We start from the raw sequence: 25,466 nt of genomic DNA, 5'->3' as shown, positions 1-25,466 counted from the left end.
GACTTCTCCGAAGGTCAGGCGCTTATGGGTCCCGGTCCCCGGCCTGATCGTCAGACGCTCGTCGCTGCCGATTGATCGAGCGACGCTGCCTGAACGACGGCGCGAAAGTTCTCCAGAAACTCAGGATGACGCCCGGCCAGCAGATGACGCCGTTGCCGGATGACATTCAGCTCGCGCGCCAGCTTCTCCTCAGGAACGCCTCGTTCGAGCGCTCGCACGATCATGTAGTGCTCCTGAATCGTCGCGAGCCGGTTCACACGCTTGTTGTAAGTGAAGGACTCGTACAAAACCTGTTCGTCCGCGCTTTCGACGGCTTCGAGGTAGCGATCTATGCGCCGCTCAACGGCATCGACGAATTCCTGTTCGAGATCCGCCATGAGCTTGAGCATCGCGTCGTCGTAGCCGGGCTCGTAGGATGGCGGCTCATCGTGATCGATCAGCCCTTGGATAGCCGGGCGGTGATAGGAATTGTCTGGCCCCACGGGATCTGCTTCAGCCCCTGACGTTCAAGCATGTTGGCCAGGTCGCGCAGCAGAGCGGCGCCCCACGGCCGATCCAGCGTCCCTTTGAACATGGCGGTCGCCGCGACCAGCATCACCGTGGGATTGACCAGCGCCTCCCGGACATACCCGGAAGGCGGCATGTCCGTCAGATTGACGATCGCACGGCTCGCCAGAGGATACAGGGCCTGCTTGTATGAATCCGTGGCGAACAGATCTTCACCACGGGGCGTATGGGAACGACGTTGGACATGGACAGCTCGGATTGGACGGCGACCTAAGTCGACCTAAGTGGGCAAGAGACGCCTGGACTTCGGGGTGGCGCACAAACCCCAAGCCGACAATGGCGATGAAACAGGAAAGCGCCACAGGGAACACAACATCCCCGGCGTCGTCCGGGCGGTCTCGCTCCGGCACAGTCCTGAACAGCGGCCCGGCGCCGCCAACGTGCCTAGCCTGAAACCGAATCGAAAAACCGAGCCGCCTCGCAAACACGATGCTCAGCCATGCACAGCGATGGCCGCCGAATCAGAGCTGTGCCCCATATGTGCCCCAAAACGGAATTGTGAAGGGGCCGCCAAACGGCGACCCCCTCAAAACCATTCCAAATCAATGATTTAGATGGTCGGAGCGACAGGATTCGAACCTGCGACCCCTTGACCCCCAGTCAAGTGCGCTACCAGGCTGCGCCACGCTCCGAAGGCGCTCCGTATAGACGGGGGTTTCGCGCTCCGCAAACCCTAAAACGCATTATCGACAACAACTTCCGTCCTAAAGACGAAGAACACCTTCCAGACGTGCGCGAGCCGCTTCCAGGTCGGCCAAAACCTGCGCCAGACGGTTGTGATCGATGGTCTGTGTCGCGCCGGAAGCCGCAGTTTCCGCTCGTAGGCCCGAATCGATTTCGAGGCTGGCGGTCGGATCGCCATAGGCCGCGACGCGCGTCAGCCCCAGATCCTTTACCAAGCGCTGTACGCCACGGATCGTCAGGCCTTCGTCATGCAGCAGGCGACGAACGGCCTTCAGCACCATGATGTCGTCAGGACGGTAAAAACGCCGCCCGCCCGCGCGCTTCACCGGAGCGACGAAATCGAACTTCGTCTCCCAGAAACGCAGGACGTGCTGAGGCGCGCCGACTTCTTCGGAGGCTTCGGAGATAGTACGAAAGGCGCTAGGGCTTTTGGCCAATGAACTCAGGTCTCTACGACGGCGTCGTGCACCCGGCCCTTCATGATCTGGGAGGCCCGGAAGCTGATGACGCGGCGGGGGTTGATGGCGGCGGGTTCCCCGGTCTTGGGGTTGCGTCCCATACGCGCGCGTTTTTCGCGCACCTGAAAGACGCCGAAGCCAGACAGTTTGACGGTCTCGCTCCGTTCAAGCGACTCGACGATCAGTTCAAGCGTCCGTTCAACCATGCCGGAACATTCCTGGCGCGACAGGCCGACTTCCTCGTGAACGGCTTCGCACAGATCAGCCCGAGTAAGGGTCTGGGACACTGACATCTCCCCGCTTTCCAATGGCGGGGCATTGAAGGGCAAAATGACAGAAAATCAAAGCCCTCAATGCGAACCTAGAATCGGAAAGCGCAGGCGCCCCACGTCAGGCCGCCGCCCATGGCTTCGACCAGCACCAGATCGCCCTTCTTGATCCGCCCGTCCTTGATCGCGACGTCCATCGCCAGGGGAATGGAGGCGGCCGAGGTGTTGGCGTGCATGGCCACGGTCGAGATGACCTTGTCCTCGTCCAGACCCAGGCGATCTCCCACGCCCTTGATGATGCGCTGATTGGCCTGATGGGGCACGAACCAGTCGATCTCGGGGATATCGACGCCCGCGACCTCGGCCGCGGCGGTGATGGCCTCGGCGATGTTCACCACGGCGTGGCGGAAGACCTGATTGCCCAGCATCCGCAGATGGCCGACCGTGCCGGTCGTGGCCGGGCCGCCGTCGACATAGAGCATATCCGATTTGGCGCCCTCGCAGCGCAGGGCGAAGCCCAGCACGCCGCGATCATCCTTGGTCCCCTGCCCCTCGCCCGGCTCCAACACGAAGGCGCCGGCGCCGTCGCCGAACAGGACGCAGGTCGTGCGGTCGGTCCAGTCCATCAGCCGGGTCATTTCCTCGGCGCCGATGACCAGGGCGCATTTGGCCTGACCACGCGCGACGAAGCCGTCCGCCACGCTCATGGCGTAGACGAAGCCCGAGCAGACCGCCTGGATGTCGAAGGCGATGCCCACCGGCGCGCCCAGCTTGCGCTGGACGATGGCGGCCGTCGCGGGGAAGGTCTGGTCTGGCGTAGTAGTGGCGACGATGATCAGATCGACATCCGCCGCCGTCTTGCCCGCGTCAGCCAAGGCGCGCTCGGCGGCCTTGACCGCCAGATCGCTGGTCGGCTCGTCGTCGCGGGCCTTGTGGCGCTGACGGATGCCGGTGCGTTCGACAATCCATTCGTCGGAGGTGTCGACGATCTTGGTCAGGTCGGCGTTGGTGACGACCTGTTCGGGCAGGAATGATCCTACCCCGGTGACGACGCTGCGGATGATGCTCACGGCTGGACTTCTCCGATTTGGGCCTCGTCGGACGCGGAGTCGCCCTTGTCCAGGACGGCCGACAGACGCGCGAAGTTGGCGCTGACCTTGGTCAGATAGTCGCTTCGGGCCAGATCGACAGCCACACGGATGGCGTTGCCATAACCTTCAGCCGTGGCTCCGCCGTGGCTTTTGACGACGATCCCATTCAAGCCGAGCAACGGACCGCCGTTGACGCTGCTGGGGTCAATCCGGCGCGCCATCTTCTTCAGCGCAGGCATGGCGATCAGGGCGCCCATCTTGGCCAGAGGCCCGGAGGTCAGCGCCTCCTTCAACAGACCCGAGATGAAGCGCGCAGTGCCCTCGGCCGTCTTCAGGGCGACGTTGCCGGTGAAGCCGTCGGTGACGACAACATCCACGGTTCCGGCTGCAATGTCGTGTCCTTCGACAAACCCCTTATAGTTTACGGGCACGGCGTCTGTGCGCAGAACGGCGTGCGCTTCGCGCACCTCGTCATGGCCCTTCATTTCTTCGGAACCGACGTTCAGGATGCCGACGGTGGGCCTGGCGACGCCGTGAACAGCCGATTGGAAAGCCTCGCCCATGATGGCGAATTCGAGCAACTGGCGCGCATCGCTGCCGATGTTGGCGCCGACGTCCAGAACGGCGGTGAATCCGCGCTTGGTCGGCCAACTGGCGACGATGGCGGGCCGCTCCAGCCCCTCTACGGCCATGCGTAGCAACAGCTTGGAAATGGCCATCAGGGCGCCGGTGTTGCCGGCTGAAACCGCGGCCTGCGCCTCGCCGAGCTTAACCGTTTCGATGGCGTTCCACAGACTGGAGCCCTTGCCGCGGCGCATGGCCTGGGCGGGCTTCTCGTCCATGCCGACGACCTTGTCGGTGTGGCGGATCTCGCAGACGCCGGACGCCAGTCCGTTGCGAGCGACTTCGGCGCGGATCGCGGCCTCGTCGCCATGCAGTTGGAAGCGCACGCCTTCGCCGCCATAGCGGGCGATGTAGTCCTTCACGCCGCCGACCACGACGGAAGGCCCATGGTCCCCGCCCATGGCGTCGAGCGAGATCAGTATCGGTGATGCCAAGTGAAATCGACTCCGTCGCCGTCTTGCCGCGGCGCTTCAGTTTAGGACTGTCGGACGAAAATGTCGCACCGTGGATGACGCCTGAGCGACCTTAGGTCAACTCTTGTCGGCGTCGTCCGCCGGCTTCAGCGCTTTCAACACGCCGAAGGGCGAGATTTCACCGGGTTCCGGCGGCTGTTCAAAAACCGCGCCGTCCTTGCGGGGATAGGGGTCCAGGTGCAGGGACAGTTGCTCCACGGCGTATTGGCCCAGGTCGATCTGGCCGTTCTCCACTACGTCCGGCGAATTGTCGTCCAGTTCCAAGTCGATCTCGCCGTCTTCGTCTGCTGGCGCGTCTTGCGGCGTCTCGGTCAGGTTGACGGTAAAATGTTCATTGATCGCCACCGACAGGGGCTCCAGCGTTAGCACGCAGGACTGCACGGCGTCGGCCTGAACGCGGCCTGACATCCGCCATCCAGAAACCGTGGGAACGATCTCGATATCAGCGACGAATCGATCGAGCGACTTCAGGTCAAGTGCGCGAGCGATACGGCTGCGGCTTTCGACGTCGGGCTCCAGACGTCGTGTCAGGGCGGCGCCGATCTGATGCAGGCGGATGGGGTCGCTGTAGGGAATCACGGGGATGGTCATGTGGCGATCTTCGCCCAATCCGGCGCCTTTTCCACGGCAGCCGAAGGTTGGCGCGTCAGCCGATCATGCGACTCAACGGCGTAGCGGGTAAGAGCTTCGCCGACGGCGGCATCCTCGCTCTCGAAGACGTTACGGGCGATCGAAGCTTGCAGGCCGTCACGGTCCCCTGCCCTCAGCGCCTTCTCGTAGGCGCTCATGCGGCCATACAGGGCCTCGCCCAGTTTGCGCATCTTTTTGCCCACTGAAACGTCGCCCACGCCGAGCTCGCGCAGAACATTGTCGAGCGATGAGACGTAGGCGTCGAACAGCTTTTGCGCAAAATCGGCGCCGCGCTCGCCCTCCTGCTTCAGCCGAACGAACAGCAGCAGTACGTGCAGGGTGTAAAGTTCGAATCGCGCGTCAATACGGTCCGCCACGCCCAAATGGGTGTAGAAATCCGGCTGACGCGCCTGTTCGACCGCCAGGGCGTACAGAGCCTGAACCTGACGGTCTTGCGACTGTCGCTTGAAGAGTGTTTTGAACATAGGTTTTACGGCCCCTTTTCCGCCGCGCCGTTGCACTAGGACGCAGCGACGGTTAGGTCAAAGACCTTGTTTCTAGAGGCCCATCGCCGATGCCCCGTTTTACGTCGCTCATCATCGCCGCCTCGCTCGCTGCTGCTGCGGGCGCCTGCGCGCCGGTTGTCGCCACCCAAGGCTTCCAGGCGGTGGACGCCAAACCCCAGGACATCCAGTCCGGGGTGGATACCCGCGAAACCGTGCTGACCAAGCTGGGGACGCCGTCCACGACCTCGACCTTCGAGTCGGAGAACGTCTGGTACTACCTGACCCAGACAACGCAGCGCTACACCTATAACAAGCCCCAAGTGTCGCAGCGGACCGTGACTGAGATCACCTTCAGCGAAGCCGACGGCAAGGTCGCCTCTGTTCGTAATCTGGGCCTGGAAGATGGCCGCCAGATCGCCATGGAGCGCCGCGAGACCCCGACCCGCGGCCGCCAGTTGACCATCCTCGAACAGCTGCTCGGCAACGTCGGCCGCGGCCAACTGCCGCGCACCGAGGACGATGTCCCCGGCCAGCGCCGCCCGGACTAGCGGCCCCTACAAACAGGCGCTCACAAGTCGTGAGCGACCGCGTCGCGAGCATAGGCGCAAAAAAGATAACGCCCCGGAGATCGCTCTCCGGGGCGTTTTCAGTTTCAGCGACGCGCAGTCAGACGATCTTGCCGCTCGCCAGCACCGCCAGCAGCAGAAGCGCGACGATGTTGGTGATCTTGATCATCGGGTTCACCGCTGGACCGGAGGTGTCCTTGTAGGGATCGCCCACAGTATCGCCGGTGACGGCGGCCTTGTGCGCTTCGGACCCCTTGCCGTGAACCACGCCGTTCATGTCGGTGAAGCCTTCCTCGATCACCTTCTTGGCGTTGTCCCAGGCGCCGCCGCCCGACGTCATGGAGATGGCGACGAACAGGCCCGTCACGATCACCCCCATCAGCATGGCCCCCAGGGCGGCGAAGGCGTTGGCCTTGTCCGGCTGGATGAACAGGATGACGAGGAACAGGACGATCGGCGACAGCACCGGCAGCAGCGACGGCACGATCATTTCGCGGATGGCCGCGCTGGTCAGGATGTCGACGGCCCGTCCGTATTCCGGCTTGGTCTCGAACGTCATGATGCCGGGGTTTTCGCGGAACTGACGCCGGACCTCGGCCACGACAGCCTCGGCTGCGCGCCCCACCGCCGTCATCGCCAGCCCTCCGAACAGGAAGGGCAGCAAGCCGCCGAACAGCAGCCCGACCACGACATAGGGGTTGGACAGATCAAACGCGACCGTCCCCAGACCGTAGAAGAAGCTGCCCGGCGCCGCCTCGGCCGCGAAGAACTTCAAGTCCTCCACATAGGCGGCGAACAGGACCAGCGCCCCCAGGCCCGCCGAACCGATGGCGTAGCCCTTGGTCACGGCCTTGGTGGTGTTGCCCACGGCGTCCAGAGCGTCGGTCGAAACGCGGACTTCCGGCGGCAGGCCCGCCATTTCGGCGATGCCGCCCGCGTTGTCGGTGACCGGGCCGAAGGCGTCCAGCGCCACGATCATCCCCGCCACGCCCAGCATGGTGGTGGTGGCGATGGCGATGCCGAACAGGCCCGCCAACTGATAGGCCGCGACGATGCCGACGATGATGGTCAGGGCCGGAAGCGCCGTGGCCTCCAGCGACATGGCCAGGCCCTGGATGACGTTGGTGCCGTGCCCGGAGACCGAGGCGTTGGCCACCGACTTCACCGGCCGGAAGCCCGTGCCGGTGTAGTATTCGGTGATCACCACGATGGCCGCCGTGACCACCAGACCCACAGCGCCCGCCCAGAACAGGTTCATGGGCTGGATCAGCAGGCCGCCTGAGGTCTCGACCGCGCCCGGCAACAAGGTGTTGATCACCCACCAGACGGCGATCAGCGACAGCAGTCCGGTCACGATCAGCCCCTGATACAAGGCCCCCATGATGTTCCCGCTCCTGCCCAGACGAACGAAGAACGTCCCGATGATCGAGGTCACGATGCAGACGCCGCAGATCGCCAGAGGCAGCAGCATCAGTACGTCCACATAGGGCTGGTTGCGGAAGAAGATGGCCGCCAGCACCATGGTCGCCACCGTGGTGACGGCATAGGTCTCGAACAGGTCGGCGGCCATGCCGGCGCAGTCGCCGACGTTGTCGCCCACATTGTCCGCGATAGTGGCGGCGTTGCGGGGGTCGTCCTCAGGAATGCCCGCCTCCACCTTGCCCACCATGTCGCCGCCGACGTCGGCCCCCTTGGTGAAGATGCCGCCGCCCAGTCGCGCGAAGATGGAGATCAACGAGGCGCCGAAGCCCAACGCCACCAGGCCGTCGATGACCTCGCGGCTGGTTGAGGCGTGGCCCATTCCCTGGGTCATGAAGGCGTAGTAGCCGGACACGCCCAGAAGAGCGCCGCCCGCCACGAACATGCCGGTGATGGCGCCCGAGCGGAAGGCCAGGTCCAGACCCTTGGACAGGCTCTGCGACGCGGCCTGGGCCGTGCGGACGTTGGCGCGCACGGAGATCAGCATCCCCGCATAGCCCGCCGCGCCCGACAGGACCGCGCCGATCAGAAAGCCGAGCGCCGCCCAGGTTCCGATAAGAAAATAGGCCGCGACCAAGATCACGACCCCTACAATGCCAATCGTTGTGTACTGACGCTTCAGATAGGCGGATGCCCCTTCCTGGATCGCCGCGGCGATCTCACGCATCCGTTCATTACCACTGTCGGCCTTCATCAGGGCGGCGGTCTGGACGGCGCCGTAAAGCACCCCCAGAGCGCCGGCCGCGATGACCAGCCAAAGATATGACGTCATGGCGTTTCCAAGCCCTATGCAACTGGGCGCGCGGATCCATGGGCTGCGCTACGGGCGTTGTCGCCTCTCGGCCGCCTTCCGGTCCCCCCGTGCGCTTACGGACGCAAATTCACGCCCCTCGGGAATTGCGGCTAAATCGTGCCAAAAGCAGAGCCGTGGCGCAACAGCGCTCTTTTAGACGGCGCGTACGGTCGTGCGACGGCGCGCGGCCTGGCTGACGATCTCGACGCGAGCGATCGCGCCCTTGCCGATCAGCGTATCCGCCGAGCGGATCAGGCTGGCGCTCAGAGCTTGAACGTCCAACTGGTTCCAGTCGTCGGCCAGGACGAAGGGCGTGCGGTGCCCGGCGCGGACCAGGGCGTCGCGCAGATAGGGCTCCTTGGCCTTCACCGCGTCCAGGGCGTGGCCTTCGCCCAGATGCAGCTTCAGCACCACGAAGATGTAGTTCCGGACCCGGCCGCCCACGATGATCGGCAGGCCCACCCCGGTCAGGTTGATGCTCGCCGACTGAGCGGGCGTCTCCGCCGATGGCGAGGCTGCTGCCGCCGCACCCGGCAGGGCGGCGCCGGCGAAGGCGAGGATCAGGGCGCGGCGGTTCATGGCGGCAGTCTGACCCTGTCCCGTTAGGATTCCGTTGCCCTCAGCCGTGGGTCCAGCCCATGCGGGTCGGGGTGATGGTCTGGCCCAGATAGCGCGGGGACAGCCCCCTGCCCTCGGCCACCCGGCCGACGCAGGTCAGACGCAGATGGCGGCGCTCGGCCTCACGGCGCAGGGCGTTTTCGGCGCCCGCCGGGACGGTCAGCAGAATCTCATAGTCATCGCCGCCGCTGGCCAGCAGCTCCAGCGCCGCCTGCGGATCGACGCGCCCCTCGAACCAGGCCTGCGCCGCCGCCGACATGGGCAGCCGCTCCAGGTCGATCTCCAGGCTGACGCCGCTGGCCTCGGCGATATGGGCGGCGTCGGCCAGAAGGCCGTCGGAGACATCGGCGCTGGCGGTCGCCAGGCCCAGAACCACGGGTGCGAACTCCACGCGCGGCATGGGCGTGCGATAGGCGGCCTCCAGCGCGTCCATGCGCTCGGGCTCCAGGCTCAACGTCGCCTGAGCGGCCTGAAGACCCAGCCAGCCGTCGCCGATGGTGCCGGTGACGAAGACCAGATCGCCCGGCCGCGCGCCGGCCCGGCTGACCGCCGCGCCCGACGGCGCCCAGCCCAGCAGGGTGGCCGAAAAGCTGGCCGGCCCCGGCGTCTTCACCGTGTCGCCGCCCAGCAGGGAAATGTCGAAGATGGCCTGATCGCGCCGCAGCCCGGCGACGAAGGCCTCGCGCTCGGGCCAGCCGCAGCGTGGGGACCAGTGGCAGGCCAGCAGATAGCCGAACGGCTCGGCCCCCTTGGCGGCCAGGTCGGACAGGTTCACGCGCAGCAGCTTTTGCGCCACCGTATCCAGAGGGTCGTCGGGCAGGAAATGGACGCCCTCGACGATCGCATCCTTGGTCAGGATGAGGTCGTGCCCCGGACGCGAGGGCAGCGCGGCCACATCGTCGGCCAGCCCCCGCGCCCATTCCGGGTGCGCCAGCGGTTTCAGCAGCCGCTGGATGGTCTCGAATTCGCCTGCGACGTCAATCGCGGGCATCACGCGCCACGCCGTCGAGCGCCGCGTTCACGAACTTCGCCTCCGCATCGTCGAAGAAGGCCTTGGCCAGCTCGACATATTCGTCGATCACGATTTCACGCGGCACGTCGGGCTTGTGCTTCAGCTCCCAGGCGCCGCAACGCAGCAGGGCGCGCAGGGTCGCGTCCAGACGCTCCAGCCGCCAGTTGGAGGCCAGGCGCGCCTTGACCGCTTCGTCCACCGCGCGCTGGTCCTCGACCACGCCATGAACCACGGCGGCGAACCAGTCCTCGTCCGCCTCGGCCAGAGGCGCGCCGTCGATGTCGGCGTCGAAGCGGTGATTGCGGAACTCGCGCACGACGCTGTCGACGCCCTCGCCCGCCAGCTCCATCTGATACAGGGCCTGAACGGCGGCCAGGCGGGCGACCGTGCGGGCGCGACGCTGACGGCTGGTCAACTGCGGCTCAGCGCGGGCTTTGTCGGCCTCCGCCAGCTGAGCCATGACTTCGGCGACGGTCGCCGGAGTGGTGTTGGTCGGTTCGCTCACGAGGCCAGTCCTCCGCGCAGACGCTTGCGGATGGCGATCAGGTCCAGGCAGGCGCGGGCCGCGAAGCCGCCCTTGTCACCCTCGCTGAGGCGGGCGCGGGCCCAGGCCTGATCCTCGTCCTCGGTCGTCAGGATGCCGTTGCCGATGGCCAGGCCCTTGAGACCCAGTTGGGTGATGCCCGCCGCCGACTGATCCGAGACGATCTCGAAATGATAGGTCTCGCCGCGGATGATGCAGCCCAGGGCGACATAGCCGTCATAGCGCGGCGCGGTCGGATAGCGACCGGCCTCTTCGGCCATGGCGATCACGGTCGGCACTTCCAGGGCGCCGGGCACGGTCACGACGTCATACTGAACGCCTTGCGCGCGCAGGGCGTCCTTCGCCCCTTCCAGAAGGGCGTCGGCCAGTTCGTCGTAGAAGCGCGCCTCGACGATGAGGACGCGAGTGGGGTCGTTCAAGATTGGTCTTCTCCGTCCATGTCGCGCCAGCCGACGATGCGCAGGCCGTAGCCTTCCAGCGCCGTCGGATTGGGTCGCGTCGAACTCATCACGATCATGTCTTTGACGCCGAGGTCGAGCAGAATCTGCGCCCCGACGCCATAGGCTTTCAGCGAACGATCCACGGCCGCAGGCTTGGCGACGCCGCCCAGCCGCTCGGCCAGACCATGCAGGTCGGGATCGCGCAGGAAGACGACGACGCCCGGCCCGTCCTGGGCCGCCAGCGCCTGCATCGCCTTCGGAATATAGTCCTGGCGGGCCTCGACATGGCCCAGCAGGTCGGCGGCGAAGTCGACCTGGTGCATCCGCACGACGGTCGGCTTGGCCGCATCAATGTCGCCGCGAACCAGGGCGACATGCTCGGCGCCCTCGATGGTGTTGCGATAGAGGATCAGCTTGAATTCGCCGCCGTGGACGCTCTCGAACGGCGTCTCCATCACGCGCTCGACAAAGCGCTCGGTGCGACGGCGATAGGCGATCAGGTCGGCGATGGTGCCGATCTTCAGCCCGTGCAGCTGGGCGAAGGCGATCAGGTCGGGCATCCGCGCCATCGTCCCGTCGTCCTTGATGATCTCGCAGATCACCCCGGCGGGGATCAGGCCCGCCATACGGCTGATGTCGACGGCCGCCTCGGTGTGGCCGGTGCGGACCAGGACGCCGCCGTCGCGCGCGACCAGCGGGAAGATGTGGCCCGGCGAGACGATGTCGTCGGCGGTGCGCGACGGATCGGCCGCCACCTGGACCGTATGGGCGCGATCGGCGGCCGAAATGCCGGTCGTGACGCCTTCCTTGGCCTCGATCGAGATGGTGAAGGCCGTGCCCATGCTCTCGCGGTTCTCGGCGGCCATCGGCGGCAGGCGCAGCTGCTTGGCGCGCTCGGACGTCAGGGCCAGGCAGACCAGGCCCCGCGCATAGCGGATCATGAAGTTGATCTGGTCCGGCGTGGCGAACTGGGCCGGAATGACGATGTCGCCCTCATTCTCGCGATCCTCGGCGTCCACCAGGATGTAGGGGCGGCCATTGCGGGCGTCCTCGATAATGTCCTCGATCGAGCTGATCGGGCTGTCGGTGTTGTAGACGGCCAGTTTCATCATGCGGTCTCCTGCCACCGCGCGAGGTAACGCGCCAGCATGTCGATCTCCAGATTGACCTTTTCGCCGACCTTCAGGCCGCCGAGGGTGGTCACATCCCACGTGTGCGGGATGATGTTCACGTCGAAGCGGCGCTCATGCACCCCATTCACCGTCAGGGAAACCCCATCGACCGTGATTGAGCCCTTTGGGGCGATGAATCTGTGCAGGGGCGCGGGCGCCTCGATCACGACGCGATGCGACCCGCCCTCGGGGGTGATGGACACGACCTCGCCCAGACCGTCGACGTGGCCCGAGACGATATGGCCGCCCAGTTCGTCGCCCAGCTTGGCGGCGCGCTCCAGGTTGACGCGGGCGCCTTCGCTCCAGTCGCCCAGCTTGGTCTTGGACAGGGTCTCGCCCGAGACCTCGACCGCGAACCAGCCCTCGCCCTTCTCCGTGACAGTCAGGCAGCAGCCCGCGTGGCTGATGGAGGCGCCCAGGTCGATGGTCGCCGTGTCCCACACGGTCTCGACCTCATAGCGACGGTCGCGGTTGGTTTCACGGACGCTGCGGACGCGGCCGATGTCGGTGACGATGCCGGTGAACATGAAAGCTCCGGTCCCTTCGGACCCAAAAAACAGAGTCTAATTAGTCTAATTCGTCTGAAATCGCGCCTGAGGAGGCGTCAGGCGCGGGCGTAGCGTTCCCACAGATCGTCTCCGACAGGCTCGACGCCCAGACGACGGAACTTGGGGGCGTCGGCCAGCTTTGCAAGCGCCAGTGAGGCGATGCAGGGCCGCCCCTCCCCGCCCAGCAGGATCGGGGCGCGGAACCACTCGATCGCGTCCACTGCGCCCGCCTGGATGAAGGAGGCGGCGACGCGGCCTCCGCCCTCGATCAGGACGGAGCCGATGTTGCGGGCGGCGAGCGCGTCCAGGACAGCGGGGATGGCGGGGCGGCCGTCATCGGCAGCGACAGAGGCGACCTCGGCCTGGCCGATGGCGCGGGGTTGGGCTGTAGTGAAGATCAGGGCGTTGTCGGATGCGACCTTGGCCGTCGCGGGGGTCCGCAAGCGGCTGTCGAGGACGACACGCAAGGGATGCGGCCCGGCATGATCAGGAAGGCGCACAGTCAGTTCGGGATCGTCGGCCAGCACCGTCTCAACACCGACCAGAATGGCGTCATGCGTCGCGCGCAGACGGTGGCCCTGAAGGCGCGCCTCCGGCCCGGTGATCCACTGGCTTTCGCCCGTGGCCGTGGCGATGCGGCCGTCCAGCGAGGTCGCCAGCTTCAGAGTGACGCGCGGGCGCATCAGTCCTGGCCGGACTTGGTCTCGTCGAAACCCTCGTCGCCGAGGAATTTGGCGAAATCGCTGGTGTGGCGGAAATCCTTGTAGACCGAGGCGTAGCGGACGTAGGCGACCTCATCGACCGACTTCAGCGCCTTCATGATGAAGTCGCCGACGATGCTAGACGGGATCTCGGTCTCGCCCAGGCTTTCCAGCTGGCGCACGATGCGGCTGACCAGCAGCTCGACCTGATCGGGCTGGACCGGGCGTTTACGCAGGGCGATGCCCAGCGAGCGTTCCAGCTTGTCGCGGTCGAAGGGTGTGCGGCGGCCGTTGCGTTTCAGAATGACCAGTTCGCGCAGTTGCACCCGCTCGAAGGTGGTGAAGCGCCCATTGCACTGCGGGCAGGACCGACGACGGCGGATGGCCGCGCCGTCATCAGACGGGCGGCTGTCCTTCACCTGAGTATCGGCGTTTCCGCAGAAGGGGCACTTCATCCGATGGGCCTCTTAGCGATAGATCGGGAAGCGCGCGGTCAGTTCGCGCACCTGTGCCGCCACGCCCGCGACGACGGCCGGATCGGCTTCATCGCCGCCGTTCATCGACGAGACGACGTCGGCGATCCAGTGGCCGATCTGCTTGAACTCTTCCTCGCCGAAGCCGCGCGTGGTCCCCGCCGGGGTGCCCAGGCGGACGCCCGAGGTGACGGTGAAGGGCGCGGTGTCGAACGGCACGCCGTTCTTGTTGCAGGTCATCAGCGCCTTTTCGAGCTCATGCTCGGTGGCCTTGCCGGTCACGCCCTTGGGCCGCAGGTCGACCAGCATCAGGTGGCTGTCGGTGCCGCCCGAAACGATGGCCAGGCCGCGATCGACCAGAACGGCCGCCAGAGCCTGGGCGTTCTTCACGACCTGCTGGGCGTAGAGCTTGAACTCGGGCTTCAGCGCCTCGCCGAAGGCCACGGCCTTGGCGGCGATGACGTGCTCCAGCGGGCCGCCCTGCAGGCCGGGGAAGACCGCCGAGTTGATCTTCTTACCCAGGTCCAGGTCGTTGGACAGGATCATGCCGCCGCGCGGGCCGCGCAGGGTCTTGTGCGTCGTGGTGGTGACGACGTGGGCGTGCGGGATCGGGTCGGGATAGACGCCGCCGGCGATCAGACCGGCGTAGTGGGCCATGTCGACCATCAGATAGGCGCCGACCGAATCCGCGATCTCGCGGAAGCGCTTGAAGTCGATGTGGCGGCTGTAGGCCGAGGCGCCGGCCAGGATCAGCTTGGGCTTCTCCTTCTGGGCCATTTCGGCGACGTGATCATAATCAATGAGATGGTCGTCTTCGTTCACCTTATAGGTGACGGGGCGGAACCACTTGCCCGACTGGTTGGCGGGCGAGCCGTGGGTCAGGTGTCCGCCTGCGGCCAGGTCCATGCCCAGGAAGGTGTCGCCCGGCTGCAGCAGGGAGAAGAAGACCGCCTGGTTGGCCTGTGCGCCCGAGTGGGGCTGGACGTTGACGAAGGCGGCGCCGAACAGCTCCTTGGCGCGCTCGCGGGCCAGATCTTCCGTGATGTCGACGAACTCGCAGCCGCCGTAGTAGCGACGGCCCGGATAGCCCTCAGCGTATTTGTTGGTCAGGACCGAACCCTGCGCGTCCAGCACCGCCTGCGAGACGATGTTCTCGGAAGCGATCAGCTCGATCTGCTCCTTCTGGCGGCCAAGCTCGCCCTGAATGCCCTTGAAGATCGCCGGATCGGCGTCGGCGAGGCTCTTGGAGAAGTAGGAGTCGTGAGTGAAGGCGGTCACAGGCAGGCATCCCGAAGACTGAAGGCGGAAACGGCGCTCCCTTCTAGGCCGCGCCGCCGAACACCACAACATCTAGGGGGTGGAAGACGCGGGCATACCGGAGCGCTTCCCGCGCAGGTACGCTATCCGCCCTCCAAACGCCGTCATCCTCGGGCTTGACCCGAGGATCGAGCGAGGGGCGCGCTCACGCCTTCCCACGTCACGCCGACGGACAATCCGATCCTCGGGTCAAGCCCGAGGATGACGGACGAGAGAGGGTCGGTTCAACGCGTCGCCAGCGCACGCTTCAGTTTGGCGATCGCCACCCGTTCGACGGCGCGCGGCTCGGCGGCCGGACCGATGGCGGAGACCTCGACGCCCGTTGCCGTGTGGACGGCGGAGCATTTCACATAGGGGCCGTTGCGAACGAACTCGACGATGATCTCGCCGAGTTCGGCGTCGGTCGTCATGCCGCGACCGGACGACGCGCCACGTTGCAGTGGGACCAGAGCTTGTCCATCGCATCGACCAGCTTGTCGATCATGGCGTCGTCGTGGTCCGGCGAGGGGGTGAAGCGCAGGCGCTCGGTTCCCTTGGGCACGGTCGGATAGTTGATCGGCTGGACGTAGATGCCGTGCTCTTCCAGCAGCATGTCCGAGATCAGCTTGCAGTGGACCGGATTGCCGACGTGAACCGGCACGATGTGGCTGACGCTGGGCAGGACGGGAATGCCCGCCTCGGTCAGGCGGCGTTTCAGGGTGGCCGCGCGTTCCTGATGGGCGTCACGCAGTTCCGGGTGCGCCTTCAGGTGACGGACCGAGGCCAGGGCGCCGGCGGTCAGGGCGGGCGGCAGGCTGGTGGTGAAGATGAAGCCCGAGGCCCAGCTGCGCACCGCGTCCACGATCACGGCGTCGGCGGCGATGTAGCCGCCCATGACGCCGATGGCCTTGCCCATGGTGCATTCGACGATGTCGATGCCGTCCAGCACGCCGTCACGCTCGGCCACGCCCGCTCCGGTTTCGCCATACAGGCCGACGGCGTGAACCTCGTCCAGATAGGTCAGGGCGCCGTACTTCTTGGCCAGGGCGATGGTGCCGGCGATGTCGGCGATGTCGCCGTCCATCGAATAGACGCTCTCGAAGGCGACCAGCTTGGGCGCGTCCGCGGGCGCGGCGGCCAGCAGTTCCTCAAGGTGTTCGAGGTCGTTGTGGCGGAAGATGTGACGCTCGCCGCCGCCGTTGCGGATGCCCGCGATCATAGAGGCGTGGTTCAGGGCGTCCGAAAAGGTGATCAGACCCGGCAGGATCTTCTGCAGGGTCGACAACGTCGCCTCATTGGCCACATAACCCGAGGTGAACAACAGGGCCGCTTCCTTCTGGTGCCAGCTGGCCAACTCGGCTTCCAGATCCACAGCCGAGCGCGTGGTGCCCGAAATATTGCGCGTGCCCCCCGCCCCGGCGCCCGTGCGTTCGATCTCGGCCTGCATGGCGTCGATCACGACCGGATGCTGGCCCATGCCCAGATAGTCGTTGGAGCACCAGACGACGACGTCCTGCTGGGCGCCGTCCTCGCGGCGACGAACTGCACGAGGAAACTGGCCGCGCACCCGCTTCAGATCGGCGAAGACGCGATAGCGACCCTCGCTGCGGACCTGCTCCACAGAGTTCTGAAAGGCGGACTTATAGTCGAACAAGGCGGCGCTTCTTTCGCTTATGCAGCTTTCGTGGCCTAATTGCGCGCACCGCCCTGTCTTGTCCATGTCAGGAGCCGGACAAAACGTCCCAACCCCTTAATTGATAACGATTCTCAGACATGCAACGGCAGCAACGGCCACGCTTTGCGGCGCCAGCGTCCAGGCGTAGTCTGAGGTCATGAACAGACGACATATGATGCAGACGGGACTGGCTGCGCTCGGGGCCGGAACGGCGAGTTGCGCAGCGCCGTCATCCGGCGCTCCGCGTCCAGCATATGAGATGCCTCTGGAAAGCGCCCCACATCAACGGACCCTGATGCAGTGGCCCGTCAGCGTCGATGTCTATGGCGCCCGCGATCTTGCCGCCGTGCAGGCGAACATCCTGTCTATCGCCAATGCGATCAGCGAGCACGAGCCTGTGGCCATGATGGCGGCGCCCGGCGCGCGCGGTCTTAACCGCGCCAAATTCAGCAGTGCGGTTGAATTCTGGGACATTCCAACCGACGACCTGTGGTGCCGCGATAGCGGCCCAACCTTTGTCAAGGATGCGGCGGGCCAACTGGCTGTCGCCCACATCCGTTTCAACGGTTGGGGCAACAAGCAGCGCCATCGCAACGACGGCCTGATCGCCGAGCGCGTGGCGGCGCGATTGGGCCTGCCGCTGATCGACAGCGGCGTAATCGGCGAACAGGGCGGTCTGGAGCACGACGGCGCCGGGACGATGCTGGCCCACGCCAGTTGCTGGGTGAACGACAACCGCAATCCCGGTCTGAGCGCGGATGAAATTGCGGATCGGCTGGGCGCCGCCGTCGGCGCCGCGAAGATGATCTGGGCGCCGGGCATCAAGGGCGAGGACATCACCGACTATCATATCGACGCCCTGGCCCGCTTCACGGCGCCGGGACAGGTGCTGATCCAGATCGATGACGAGATTGACCCTGACGACCCCTGGTCGGCCGCCGCTCATGAAACCCTTGGGATCATCCAGCGAGCCACGGATGCGCGCGGGCGTCCTTTGGAGATCGTGCGGCTGCCGGAACCGATCGACATTCGCGGGACGTCGGACGACTTCGTGTCCAGCTACGTCAACTACTACGTCTGCAACGGGGCGGTGATCGCCGCCCAGTTCGGTGATCAGGCTGCGGATGACGAGGCGCGCGACGTGCTGGCGTCCCTTTATCCGGGACGACGAATTGTGCAACTCAACATCGATGCTCTCGGCGCATCGGGCGGCGGCATCCACTGCGCAACGCAGCAGCAGCCGGCCTAGATGATCAGGGCGGCGATCAGTCCTGCCAGACCGACCGTCATGGAGGCGATGTAGAGCCGATAGGTCGTGTGGTAGCGCCGACCGACGTCTTCGCGCACCCGATTGTCGAGCAACCGGGCTAGGGTGACGACCATCAGCGAAATACTGATCAGGATGGTGACGGCGACCAGCCAGTCAGCCGCGTCCTGAAGCACCCGCCCCTCTTCCTCGCTGACTGCCCAATTGGCCATAAAGGCCAGCAGGAAGCCCATGATGATCCCGATCGAGGTCACCATCGGCTGGCGATAGCCGGCGACGTCCTCGTGGTAGAGGGGCGGTTCTTCGGTCATTGCGCCAGGGTGTCGATGCGGCCGCGCAGCATCTGGACCATGGCGGAGAAGTCCTTGCCGCCGTAGCCGAGGCCGTTGAACAGGGCGTAGAGAGCCTCGGCCTGGGCGCCCAACGGCGTCGTAGCGCCGGCCTTGGCGGCGGCGTCCTGGGCCAGTTTCAGATCCTTCAGCATCATGGCGGTGGCGAAGCCGCCTTGGTATTCGCGGTTCGACGGAGCGGTCGGCACCGGGCCCGGCCAGGGGTAGTAGTTGCTGACGCTCCAGCACTGTCCCGAGGACTTGGACGCGATCTCGAAGAAGCGTTCCGGCTCCAGACCCAGCTTCTCGGCCAGGGCGATGGCCTCGCACGTGCCGATCATCGAAATGCCCAGCAGCATGTTGTTGCAGATCTTGGCCGCCTGACCGGCGCCGTGGTCGCCGGCACGGATGGTGATGCGGCTCATGGGATCGAGCGCCGGTTCGACGCGGGCGAAGTCGGCCTCGTCGCAGCCGACCATGAAGGCCAGCGTCCCGGCGTCGGCGGCGGCGGTGCCGCCCGAAACGGGGGCGTCGGCGAAGGCGTAGCCCGCCTCCTTGGCCAGACCCGCGACCTTGCGCGCCGTCTCCACGTCGATGGTCGAGCAATCCAGCAACAGGGCGCTGGAGGGCGCGGCGCCGATGATCTGTTCGGAATAGACACTGAGGACGTGCGGCCCGGCGGGCAACATGGTGATGACCACCTCGGCGTCCTTCACGGCCTCGGCGACCGAAGCGACGGTGCGGCACCCAGCCTCGGCGGCGCGCTCCAGCGCGGCGGGCGACAGGTCGAAGGCGGCCACGTCATGCCCGGCCTTGGCCTGATTGGCGGCCATGCCGCCGCCCATGTTGCCCAGGCCGATGAAGGCGATGCGAGTCATCTGTGCGTTTCCCTTATGGATTTTGGCCGAGGGTTAGCGCCGCCCGACCCGCTTCGCCAGTCACCAATTTGAGACGAGGTGACTCAGTTCGGTTTGCGGAAGCGATAGACGAACTGGTCGGTCTTGCCCCGGATCGCCTCGTCAAAGACGTTCAGGCTGTGATCGTCAGCCGGGTTGGCGACAGCCGTGCTTTCGCCGTCGAAGACGAAACCGGCGGCCTCGACCTCGCGGCGCAACTGGGCGCCCTCGATGCGGTGCAGGCTTTCGACCACGGTGTTGGCGGCGCCCGGCGCGGCCTGGTGGTCGATGACGACATAGAGGCCGCCGGGCTTCAGCGCCTTGAAGATGTCGGCGTTCATCTTGGCCACGTCCACGCCGAAACGAGGGATGTGGAAGTCGTGATACTCTTGACTCATGAAGACCAGATCCAGCGGCTGGTCGAAGCTCATGGCGTCCAGGTCGCCGTTGACGCGGCTGACGTTGGAATAGGCGGCGACCAGGGCGTCGGCGCGCGGGTTCTCGCGCTCGGCCGTGCGGTTCGGCACGAAGGCGTAGATGTGGCCGCCCTCGCCCACCACGCGCGCGAACAGGCGGGTGAAATAGCCCGCGCCAGGCCGGATGTCGGCGACACGCTGGCCCGGCTTCACCTGGGCGAAGGCCAGCATTTCGGCCGGATGGCGCAGAGAATCGCGCGCTACCTCGTCCGCCGGACGCAGGGTGTCGGCGACAGCAGCCCGATATGCGGGCGCGGCGGCGTCCTGGGCGAGCGCCGGAGAGCCGCTCAGAAGAACGGCGACGGCGGCGAGCAAATGCGGCTTCATGACGAACTCCATGATGTCTCCGCCCCAGTCGGGGCCCTCAGAAAACATAAGACGCGCGGATGAAGCGGCTGGCAAGCCGGCCGCTCGGGGTCATCCGGCGGACATGGAAGCCGGAACTTGCTTATCTTTCAGGGTGACAAGCTCCTCGGCCATGGTCGGGTGGACGGCGCAGGTCGCATCCCACTGGGCCTTGGTCAGGCCCGCCTTCACGGCGATGGCGGCCAGTTGGATCATCTCGGGGCTGTCGGGGCCGACAATGTGACAGCCGACGACGCGCTGGGTGTCGGCATCGACCACCAGCTTCATCAGCACCCGTTCGTCCGAGCCGGTGAAAGCGTACTTCATCGGCCGAAAGCGCGTGACATAGACGTCCACCTCGCCCGAGCAGGCATGGCGAGCTTCGGCCTCGGTCAGGCCGACGGTGCCCACCGGCGGCTGGCTGAAGACGGCGGTGGCGACGGCTTCATAATCAAAGCTCTGCGGGTTGTTCCTGTAAACTGTCTCATGGAAGGCCACGGCTTCGCGGATGGCGACCGGGGTCAGGTTCATGCGATCAGTGACGTCGCCGATGGCCCAGATGTTGTCGGCCGTCGTTCTGGAATGCTGATCAACCTTGACGGCGCCGTCGTCGTTCAGTTCGACCCCGGCGGTCTCGAGGCCCAGATCCTTGACGTGAGGAACGCGGCCGGTGGCGAACATGACCACATCGGTCTCGATCTTCATGCCGTTCTCGAGGTGGTTGACCAGGCCGGTCTCGGTCTTCTCGATCGAGGAATGCTGGCAGCCCAGGATGACCTTGACGCCGCGCTTCTCGATCTCACCCGCCAGGTGGGCGCGCACGTCGTCGTCAAAGCCGCGCAGAATGTTCGGGCCGCGATAGATCAACGTCGTCTCGACGCCCAATCCCGCAAAGATGCCCGCGAATTCCACCGCGATATAGCCGCCGCCCGCGATCAGGATGCGCTTGGGCAGTTCGGGCAGGTGGAAGGCCTCTTCCGAGGTGATGGCGTGTTCGATGCCGGTCAGCCCTTCCGGCTTCCACGGGCGGCCGCCGGTGGCGATCAGGATTTTCTCGGCGGTGATGGTCTGGTCTTTTCCGACGATCTCGACGGTGTGGGCGTCTTTCAGGACGGCGCGGCCGTGGACCAGATCGACGCCCGCCTTGGCCAGGTTGGCGGCGTAGATGCCCGACAGGCGGGCGATCTCGACGTCCTTGGCGTGCAGGAAGGTCGGCCAGTCGAACTTCGCATTGTCGAAGGACCAGCCGTAGCCCTCAGCGATCTCCAGCGCGTGGCTGACTTCGGAGGCCATGACCATGAACTTCTTGGGCACGCAGCCCCGCACGACGCAGGTGCCGCCCACGCGATACTCTTCCGCGATGGCGACCTTCTTGCCGCCCAGCGCCGTCAACCGCGCCGCCCGCACCCCGCCCGACCCGGCGCCGATGACAAAGAGGTCGTAATCGTATTGGGCCATCGGGCTCTCCGGGAATGGACCCGAAAAGATGAGTCCAATTCGTCTGAATCGTCTGAAATCCGCGCGGCTGGGCCGCAGCGCTGACCCGACTTAGGCGCCGGGATGCGAGGGGGCAAGGCGCTTGGCCGCCACGCGGTTGAGCAATCCCAGAACAAGTCTTTGTGCGAGCGACTTTGAAGCTTTGACAAACCACAGCTCTAGAATAGAGTTTAAAGAACATCACTACGCCACAGGGTGCGGCATGATTGCTCAAATTTTCGCTCTGGCTCTCAGCGCGAGCATGCCGCTAGACCAAGCGCCAGCACAGGCGAGCTCTACCGCTGAAGATCAAGCCGTTCGCCTGGAGGACATCCAAGTCTCAGGGCGGCGCCTGGACGCCCTGATAGAGAACTTTGTGAGCGAGGTCGCCGCGCCCAATCGCGGTCGCGGCATCGCACGATGGGATCGCAGCGTCTGTGTCGGCGCCGTCAATCTGCGCCGTGAAGCCGCGCAATATCTGGTGGACCGTGTTTCGACCGTGGCGGAAGATCTTGGTCTGAATACAGGCGATCCCGGGTGCACGCCCAATCTGCTGATCGTCGCAACCACTGATGGCGACGCCTTTGCGCAGGAACTGGTTGAGCGCCGCCGTCGAGCCCTACGCATGGGCGGCTCCGGCATGGATCGTGGCGCTGCCGCACTGAGAGATTTCCAAGAAACCAGCCGTCCCGTCCGCTGGTGGCAGGTCAGCATGCCGGTCGATTCTGAAACGGGTCAGCGCGCGGTTCGCATCCCCGGAGAATGTACGAACGATTGCTCGGGGCCGATGGACTATGCCCCGGTGATCAATGTGTCCTCGGCTTCACGTCTGACGACACAGATCGTCGACAACATTTTCCGCGCCATTATCGTCGTGGACATCAGCAAGACCGGCGCAATCAATTCGCTGCAACTGGCCGATTACATCACTATGGTGTCGCTGGCGCAGATCGACCCGACGGCGGACACTAGCGCTTATGCGTCGATCCTGAACGTCTTCGACGACCCGGGCAGCGCCCCACACCTGACCGAGTGGGACAAGGCGTATCTTCACGGCCTCTACGGCGCAGAGCGCACCCGTCAAAACGTACGGGCGAGCAAGTCAGAGATCCAGTCCTCCATCCGTCGCGCGCACGCCCGACTGGCCGATGAGGCGCCGACAACTACGGATTAAGCGTTTCGAACCCCTCGTTCGTGCCGATGACGGCCAGGTCCGTCAGGTCGAGGAAGAGGCCGTGTTCAACCACGCCGGTCAGGCTTTTCAGGTCGGCGGCGAGACGAGCCGGGTCGGCGATCAGCTTGCAGGCCGCGTCGTAGATCAGGTTGCCGCCGTCGGTGCGGATCAGGCCGCGCTCGGCCTCGCGCACGCGGGCGGGCGAGCCGATGTCATGATTGGCCAGGACGTCGGCGATGCGGTTGGCGGTCGTCTTGTGGCCGAAGGCGACGACCTCGATCGGCAGGGGGAAGGTTCCTAGCGCAGGCACCACCTTGGCCGCATCGGCGATGCAGATGCAGCGGGCAGACGCCTCCCACACCAGCTTCTCGCGCAGCAGGGCCGCGCCGCCGCCCTTGATGAGGGCCAGGCCGGGGCCGATCTCGTCGGCGCCGTCGACGGTCAGGTCGATGCGCGGGGTGTCTTCCAGCGTCGACAGGGTCAGACCCAGTTCGCGCGCCAGATCGGCGGTGCGCTCGGACGTCGGGACGCAGCGCAGATCCGGCAGGTTGCGGGCGGCCAGCGCCTTGACGAACCAGGCGGCGGTGGAGCCGGTGCCCAGGCCGACGACCATCCCGGCCTCGACGTATTGGGCGGCGGCTTCGCCGGCGTTCTTTTTCTGCAGGTCGCTCATTGGGATTTCGCCGCCTTCTTCGCGCGCATGGTGTCCATGAAGCGGGCGGCCCAGCCCGGCTTCGTCGTCTGTTGGCCGCGCGCCAGGGCCAGGTCGCCGGGCGCGACGTCCTTCGTCACCACGGAGCCGGAGCCGACCATGGCGCCCGAACCGATGGTCACGGGTGCGACCAGCGACGAGTTGGAGCCGACGAAGGCCCCCTCGCCCACCGTGGTGCGGTGTTTGAAGAAGCCGTCGTAGTTGCAGAAGATCGTGCCCGCGCCGATGTTGGCTTTCGTCCCCACATGGCCGTCGCCGAGGTAGGCCAGATGATTGGCCTTGGCTCCCGCGTCCATGCGGACGTTCTTGACCTCGACGAAGTTGCCGATCTTGACGCCTTCGCCCAGGTCCGCGCCGGGGCGCAGGCGGGCGTAGGGACCGATCTCGGCGCCGGTCGCGACCTTGGCGCCCTCGATATGGCTGAAGCTGCGGATGCGCGCGCCCTCGGCCACCTTGGCGCCGGGGCCGAAGACGACGAAGGGCTCGATGGTCGTGCCTGCGCCAATGTCCGTGTCCCAAGCGAAGTGGACCGTTTCAGGGGCCGACATGGTGACGCCCTGCGCCAGGAAATGCTCGCGCTGGGTCTTCTGGAACAGGGCCTCGGCCTGGGCCAGTTCGCCTTGCGCGTTGACGCCCATGACGGAGTCCTCGGCGGCGAAGACGGCGCGGGTTGGGGCGCCGCGCTTGCGAGCCAGTTCGACCACGTCGGTCAGGTAGTATTCGCCCTTGGCGTTGTCGTTCGTCACCTCGGACAACAGCTCGAACATCAGGCCGACCGGGGCCGCCATGACGCCGGAGTTGCAGGCGGTGATCGCCAGAACCTCGGCCGACGCCTCCTTGGCCTCGGTGATAGCCAGCAGGCTGTCGCCGTCGAGGATCAGGCGGCCATAGGCGCCGGGGTCGCGGGCCTCGAAGCCGATGACGGTGACGCCTTCATGGGCGGCGAAGACCGGCTCTATGTCGGCGGCCTTCAGCAGGGGCACGTCGCCGTAGGTGACGACCACCTGGCCGATGAAGTCGCCCAGCACGGCCTCGGCGGCGCGCACGGCGTGGCCGGTGCCCAGCGGCGGATCCTGAACGGCGATGCTATCGGCGCCGAGGCGCTTTTCGACATGGGCGCGGACTTCCGGCGAGTGGGAGCCGACCACGACGACGATGCGCTCGCAGCCCAGAGCCTCGGCCGCGTCGATGGCGTGATCCAGCATGGCGCGGGCGCCCACCGGGTGCAGCACCTTGGGCAGGGGCGACTTCATGCGCGTGCCCTGGCCGGCGGCGAGGATGATGGCGGCCCTCGGATGAGTCTGGGGATGGGGTGCGGTCATGAATCGATCCGGCGGCTTGTCGTTGCCTGCGATCTAGCCCATTGCCGGGGTCTTCGCGAGCCGGGAGACAGATGAGTGAGCATTGAGCGCGACCTGGAAGGCTGGACCATCGCCTTCGATCTGGACGGGACACTGGTGGATTCGGCGCCGGACCTGATCGGGACGCTGAACCGGATGCTGGCGGAGTATGAGCTGCCGCCCGTGCCCATGTCCTCGACCCGGCATCTGGTCGGACACGGCGCCATGGCCATGCTGCGCCACGGCTTCATGGAAGCGGGCGCCGTCTGGGACGAGGCCCACGCCCCCGGCCTGTTCGAGCGCTTCATCGAACACTACCTGGCCCACATCGCCGATGAGAGCCGCCCGTTCGACGGCTGCGTCGCCGCGCTGGACCGGCTGAGCGCGCGCGGGGCGATCCTTTGCGTGGCGACCAACAAGCGCACCGATCTGTCGGTGGCGCTGATCGAGGCGTTGGAGCTGACGCGCCACTTCGCCTTCGTGGCCGGACCGGATGCGGTGTCGGCCCGCAAGCCCAGCGGCGCCCACATCATCCAAGCGGTGCAGAAGGCGGGCGGCGATCCGGCGCGCTGCGTCATGGTCGGCGACAGCACCACCGACACCAAGGCGGCCAAGGATGCGGGCGTGCCCTGCATCGCCGTCAGCTTCGGCTACAACGACGTGCCGCACGCGGAACTGGGCGGCGACGTGATGATCGACCACTACGACGGGTTCGAAGAGGCGCTGGCCGAGGTGATGCGGGGTTGACCCCTCGCCGGAATGAGCGGGTTATGTAGGCGGAAGGAAAACTCCTGCTGCCTTTAGAACTTCTAACCCTCAACCGCCTCTGCGG

At 65.9% G+C, this 25,466-nt stretch carries 30 protein-coding genes and 1 tRNA gene; 4 read left to right on the top strand and 27 right to left on the bottom strand.

What is annotated here, in order from left to right:
* Positions 1-50 precede the first annotated feature (50 nt).
* From EGK63_RS16765 to EGK63_RS10560, 9 genes are all read right to left on the bottom strand, one after another.
* Entirely contained in the window at positions 51-482 is a 432-nt protein-coding gene (locus tag EGK63_RS16765; protein ID WP_243637653.1) for a hypothetical protein, read from the bottom strand.
* The gene (locus EGK63_RS10595; RefSeq protein ID WP_125901409.1) at positions 437-643 is read right to left on the bottom strand and encodes a hypothetical protein; all 207 of its coding nucleotides are present in this window, start codon (positions 641-643) and stop codon (positions 437-439) included. The genes EGK63_RS16765 and EGK63_RS10595 overlap by 46 nt, the downstream gene beginning before the upstream one ends.
* A gap of 479 nt (positions 644-1,122) precedes the next feature.
* Positions 1,123-1,199: transfer RNA gene (locus EGK63_RS10590), tRNA-Pro, on the bottom strand.
* Between the two features lie 72 nt (positions 1,200-1,271).
* Positions 1,272-1,688 (bottom strand): MerR family transcriptional regulator, encoded by a 417-nt coding sequence (locus tag EGK63_RS10585; protein ID WP_125901407.1) that lies wholly within the window; start codon positions 1,686-1,688, stop codon positions 1,272-1,274.
* 5 nt (positions 1,689-1,693) lie between these two features.
* A complete protein-coding gene (locus EGK63_RS10580; RefSeq protein WP_125901406.1) occupies positions 1,694-2,002 on the bottom strand; it encodes an integration host factor subunit alpha in 309 nt (102 codons plus the stop codon).
* Between the two features lie 68 nt (positions 2,003-2,070).
* The gene (locus EGK63_RS10575) at positions 2,071-3,048 is read right to left on the bottom strand and encodes a beta-ketoacyl-ACP synthase III (protein WP_125901404.1); all 978 of its coding nucleotides are present in this window, start codon (positions 3,046-3,048) and stop codon (positions 2,071-2,073) included.
* On the bottom strand, positions 3,045-4,127 hold the full coding sequence (gene plsX / locus EGK63_RS10570) for a phosphate acyltransferase PlsX (RefSeq protein WP_256375779.1): 1,083 nt from the start codon (positions 4,125-4,127) through the stop codon (positions 3,045-3,047). The genes EGK63_RS10575 and plsX overlap by 4 nt, the downstream gene beginning before the upstream one ends.
* Before the next feature lie 96 nt (positions 4,128-4,223).
* Entirely contained in the window at positions 4,224-4,757 is a 534-nt protein-coding gene (locus tag EGK63_RS10565; RefSeq protein ID WP_125901402.1) for a DUF177 domain-containing protein, read from the bottom strand.
* Complete coding sequence (locus EGK63_RS10560) at positions 4,754-5,317, bottom strand: ubiquinol-cytochrome C chaperone family protein (protein WP_243637652.1); 564 nt, start codon at positions 5,315-5,317, stop codon at positions 4,754-4,756. Before EGK63_RS10560 ends, EGK63_RS10565 begins: the two co-directional genes overlap by 4 nt.
* Positions 5,318-5,370: 53 nt before the next feature.
* Here EGK63_RS10560 and bamE point away from each other — a divergent pair, with 53 nt between their 5' ends.
* Positions 5,371-5,850, top strand: a complete 480-nt coding sequence (bamE, locus tag EGK63_RS10555; RefSeq protein ID WP_125901400.1) for an outer membrane protein assembly factor BamE — start codon at positions 5,371-5,373, stop codon at positions 5,848-5,850.
* Between the two features lie 118 nt (positions 5,851-5,968).
* Here bamE and EGK63_RS10550 read toward each other — a convergent pair whose 3' ends face one another.
* The 12 genes from EGK63_RS10550 to hemA form a co-directional block, all read right to left on the bottom strand.
* On the bottom strand, positions 5,969-8,119 hold the full coding sequence (locus EGK63_RS10550; RefSeq protein ID WP_125901398.1) for a sodium-translocating pyrophosphatase: 2,151 nt from the start codon (positions 8,117-8,119) through the stop codon (positions 5,969-5,971).
* A gap of 174 nt (positions 8,120-8,293) precedes the next feature.
* The gene (locus tag EGK63_RS10545; RefSeq protein ID WP_125901397.1) at positions 8,294-8,719 is read right to left on the bottom strand and encodes a hypothetical protein; all 426 of its coding nucleotides are present in this window, start codon (positions 8,717-8,719) and stop codon (positions 8,294-8,296) included.
* Between the two features lie 40 nt (positions 8,720-8,759).
* Positions 8,760-9,749: a thiamine-phosphate kinase gene (thiL, locus tag EGK63_RS10540; protein WP_125901395.1), complete on the bottom strand. Its 990-nt coding sequence runs from the start codon at positions 9,747-9,749 to the stop codon at positions 8,760-8,762.
* Complete coding sequence (gene nusB / locus EGK63_RS10535) at positions 9,736-10,230, bottom strand: transcription antitermination factor NusB (protein ID WP_087141445.1); 495 nt, start codon at positions 10,228-10,230, stop codon at positions 9,736-9,738. Before nusB ends, thiL begins: the two co-directional genes overlap by 14 nt.
* Positions 10,231-10,271: 41 nt before the next feature.
* On the bottom strand, positions 10,272-10,733 hold the full coding sequence (gene ribH, locus EGK63_RS10530; RefSeq protein WP_040345280.1) for a 6,7-dimethyl-8-ribityllumazine synthase: 462 nt from the start codon (positions 10,731-10,733) through the stop codon (positions 10,272-10,274).
* A complete protein-coding gene (ribB, locus tag EGK63_RS10525; protein ID WP_125901393.1) occupies positions 10,730-11,866 on the bottom strand; it encodes a 3,4-dihydroxy-2-butanone-4-phosphate synthase in 1,137 nt (378 codons plus the stop codon). Before ribB ends, ribH begins: the two co-directional genes overlap by 4 nt.
* Positions 11,863-12,453, bottom strand: coding sequence for a riboflavin synthase (locus tag EGK63_RS10520; protein ID WP_125901391.1), 591 nt, complete (start codon positions 12,451-12,453; stop codon positions 11,863-11,865). The genes ribB and EGK63_RS10520 overlap by 4 nt, the downstream gene beginning before the upstream one ends.
* Before the next feature lie 77 nt (positions 12,454-12,530).
* A complete protein-coding gene (locus EGK63_RS10515; protein ID WP_125901389.1) occupies positions 12,531-13,157 on the bottom strand; it encodes a RibD family protein in 627 nt (208 codons plus the stop codon).
* The gene (gene nrdR / locus EGK63_RS10510) at positions 13,157-13,630 is read right to left on the bottom strand and encodes a transcriptional regulator NrdR (RefSeq protein WP_024352817.1); all 474 of its coding nucleotides are present in this window, start codon (positions 13,628-13,630) and stop codon (positions 13,157-13,159) included. Before nrdR ends, EGK63_RS10515 begins: the two co-directional genes overlap by 1 nt.
* A gap of 12 nt (positions 13,631-13,642) precedes the next feature.
* Positions 13,643-14,926, bottom strand: a complete 1,284-nt coding sequence (gene glyA / locus EGK63_RS10505; protein WP_125901387.1) for a serine hydroxymethyltransferase — start codon at positions 14,924-14,926, stop codon at positions 13,643-13,645.
* Positions 14,927-15,189: 263 nt separating this feature from the next.
* Positions 15,190-15,375, bottom strand: a complete 186-nt coding sequence (locus EGK63_RS10500; RefSeq protein ID WP_125901385.1) for a hypothetical protein — start codon at positions 15,373-15,375, stop codon at positions 15,190-15,192.
* Positions 15,372-16,598: a 5-aminolevulinate synthase gene (hemA, locus tag EGK63_RS10495; protein ID WP_125901383.1), complete on the bottom strand. Its 1,227-nt coding sequence runs from the start codon at positions 16,596-16,598 to the stop codon at positions 15,372-15,374. The genes EGK63_RS10500 and hemA overlap by 4 nt, the downstream gene beginning before the upstream one ends.
* A gap of 280 nt (positions 16,599-16,878) precedes the next feature.
* Here hemA and EGK63_RS10490 point away from each other — a divergent pair, with 280 nt between their 5' ends.
* Positions 16,879-17,868 (top strand): agmatine/peptidylarginine deiminase, encoded by a 990-nt coding sequence (locus EGK63_RS10490; RefSeq protein ID WP_207896365.1) that lies wholly within the window; start codon positions 16,879-16,881, stop codon positions 17,866-17,868.
* On the opposite strand, the gene EGK63_RS10485 is transcribed toward EGK63_RS10490, so the two are convergent.
* From EGK63_RS10485 to gor, 4 genes are all read right to left on the bottom strand, one after another.
* On the bottom strand, positions 17,865-18,197 hold the full coding sequence (locus EGK63_RS10485; protein WP_125901379.1) for a hypothetical protein: 333 nt from the start codon (positions 18,195-18,197) through the stop codon (positions 17,865-17,867). The genes EGK63_RS10490 and EGK63_RS10485 overlap by 4 nt on opposite strands.
* Positions 18,194-19,093 carry a 3-hydroxyisobutyrate dehydrogenase gene (gene mmsB, locus EGK63_RS10480; protein ID WP_125901377.1) on the bottom strand — a complete coding sequence of 300 codons (900 nt, stop codon included), beginning with the start codon at positions 19,091-19,093 and terminating at the stop codon, positions 18,194-18,196. The genes EGK63_RS10485 and mmsB overlap by 4 nt, the downstream gene beginning before the upstream one ends.
* An 83-nt stretch (positions 19,094-19,176) precedes the next feature.
* Positions 19,177-19,926 carry a class I SAM-dependent methyltransferase gene (locus EGK63_RS10475; RefSeq protein WP_243637651.1) on the bottom strand — a complete coding sequence of 250 codons (750 nt, stop codon included), beginning with the start codon at positions 19,924-19,926 and terminating at the stop codon, positions 19,177-19,179.
* A 78-nt stretch (positions 19,927-20,004) separates the two neighbouring features.
* Positions 20,005-21,390, bottom strand: a complete 1,386-nt coding sequence (gor, locus tag EGK63_RS10470) for a glutathione-disulfide reductase (protein ID WP_125901373.1) — start codon at positions 21,388-21,390, stop codon at positions 20,005-20,007.
* 394 nt (positions 21,391-21,784) lie between these two features.
* On the opposite strand from gor, the gene EGK63_RS10465 reads away from it, so the two are divergent.
* Positions 21,785-22,582, top strand: coding sequence for a hypothetical protein (locus tag EGK63_RS10465; protein ID WP_243637650.1), 798 nt, complete (start codon positions 21,785-21,787; stop codon positions 22,580-22,582).
* Here the strand turns inward: EGK63_RS10465 and rpiA are convergent.
* Together rpiA and glmU are read right to left on the bottom strand one after the other, a co-directional pair.
* Complete coding sequence (rpiA, locus tag EGK63_RS10460; RefSeq protein WP_125901372.1) at positions 22,572-23,255, bottom strand: ribose-5-phosphate isomerase RpiA; 684 nt, start codon at positions 23,253-23,255, stop codon at positions 22,572-22,574. The two genes, EGK63_RS10465 and rpiA, sit on opposite strands and share 11 nt — an antisense overlap.
* Positions 23,252-24,616, bottom strand: coding sequence for a bifunctional UDP-N-acetylglucosamine diphosphorylase/glucosamine-1-phosphate N-acetyltransferase GlmU (gene glmU, locus EGK63_RS10455; RefSeq protein ID WP_125901370.1), 1,365 nt, complete (start codon positions 24,614-24,616; stop codon positions 23,252-23,254). Before glmU ends, rpiA begins: the two co-directional genes overlap by 4 nt.
* 75 nt (positions 24,617-24,691) lie before the next feature.
* On the opposite strand from glmU, the gene EGK63_RS10450 reads away from it, so the two are divergent.
* Entirely contained in the window at positions 24,692-25,381 is a 690-nt protein-coding gene (locus EGK63_RS10450) for an HAD-IA family hydrolase (protein ID WP_125901368.1), read from the top strand.
* Positions 25,382-25,466: the final 85 nt, after the last annotated feature.

The sequence above is a fragment of the Brevundimonas sp. 357 genome, assembly GCF_003938605.1.
Lineage (GTDB): Bacteria > Pseudomonadota > Alphaproteobacteria > Caulobacterales > Caulobacteraceae > Brevundimonas.
Note: the sequence above shows the minus strand (reverse complement) of the source record. Positions and strands in the feature narration are given on the sequence as shown.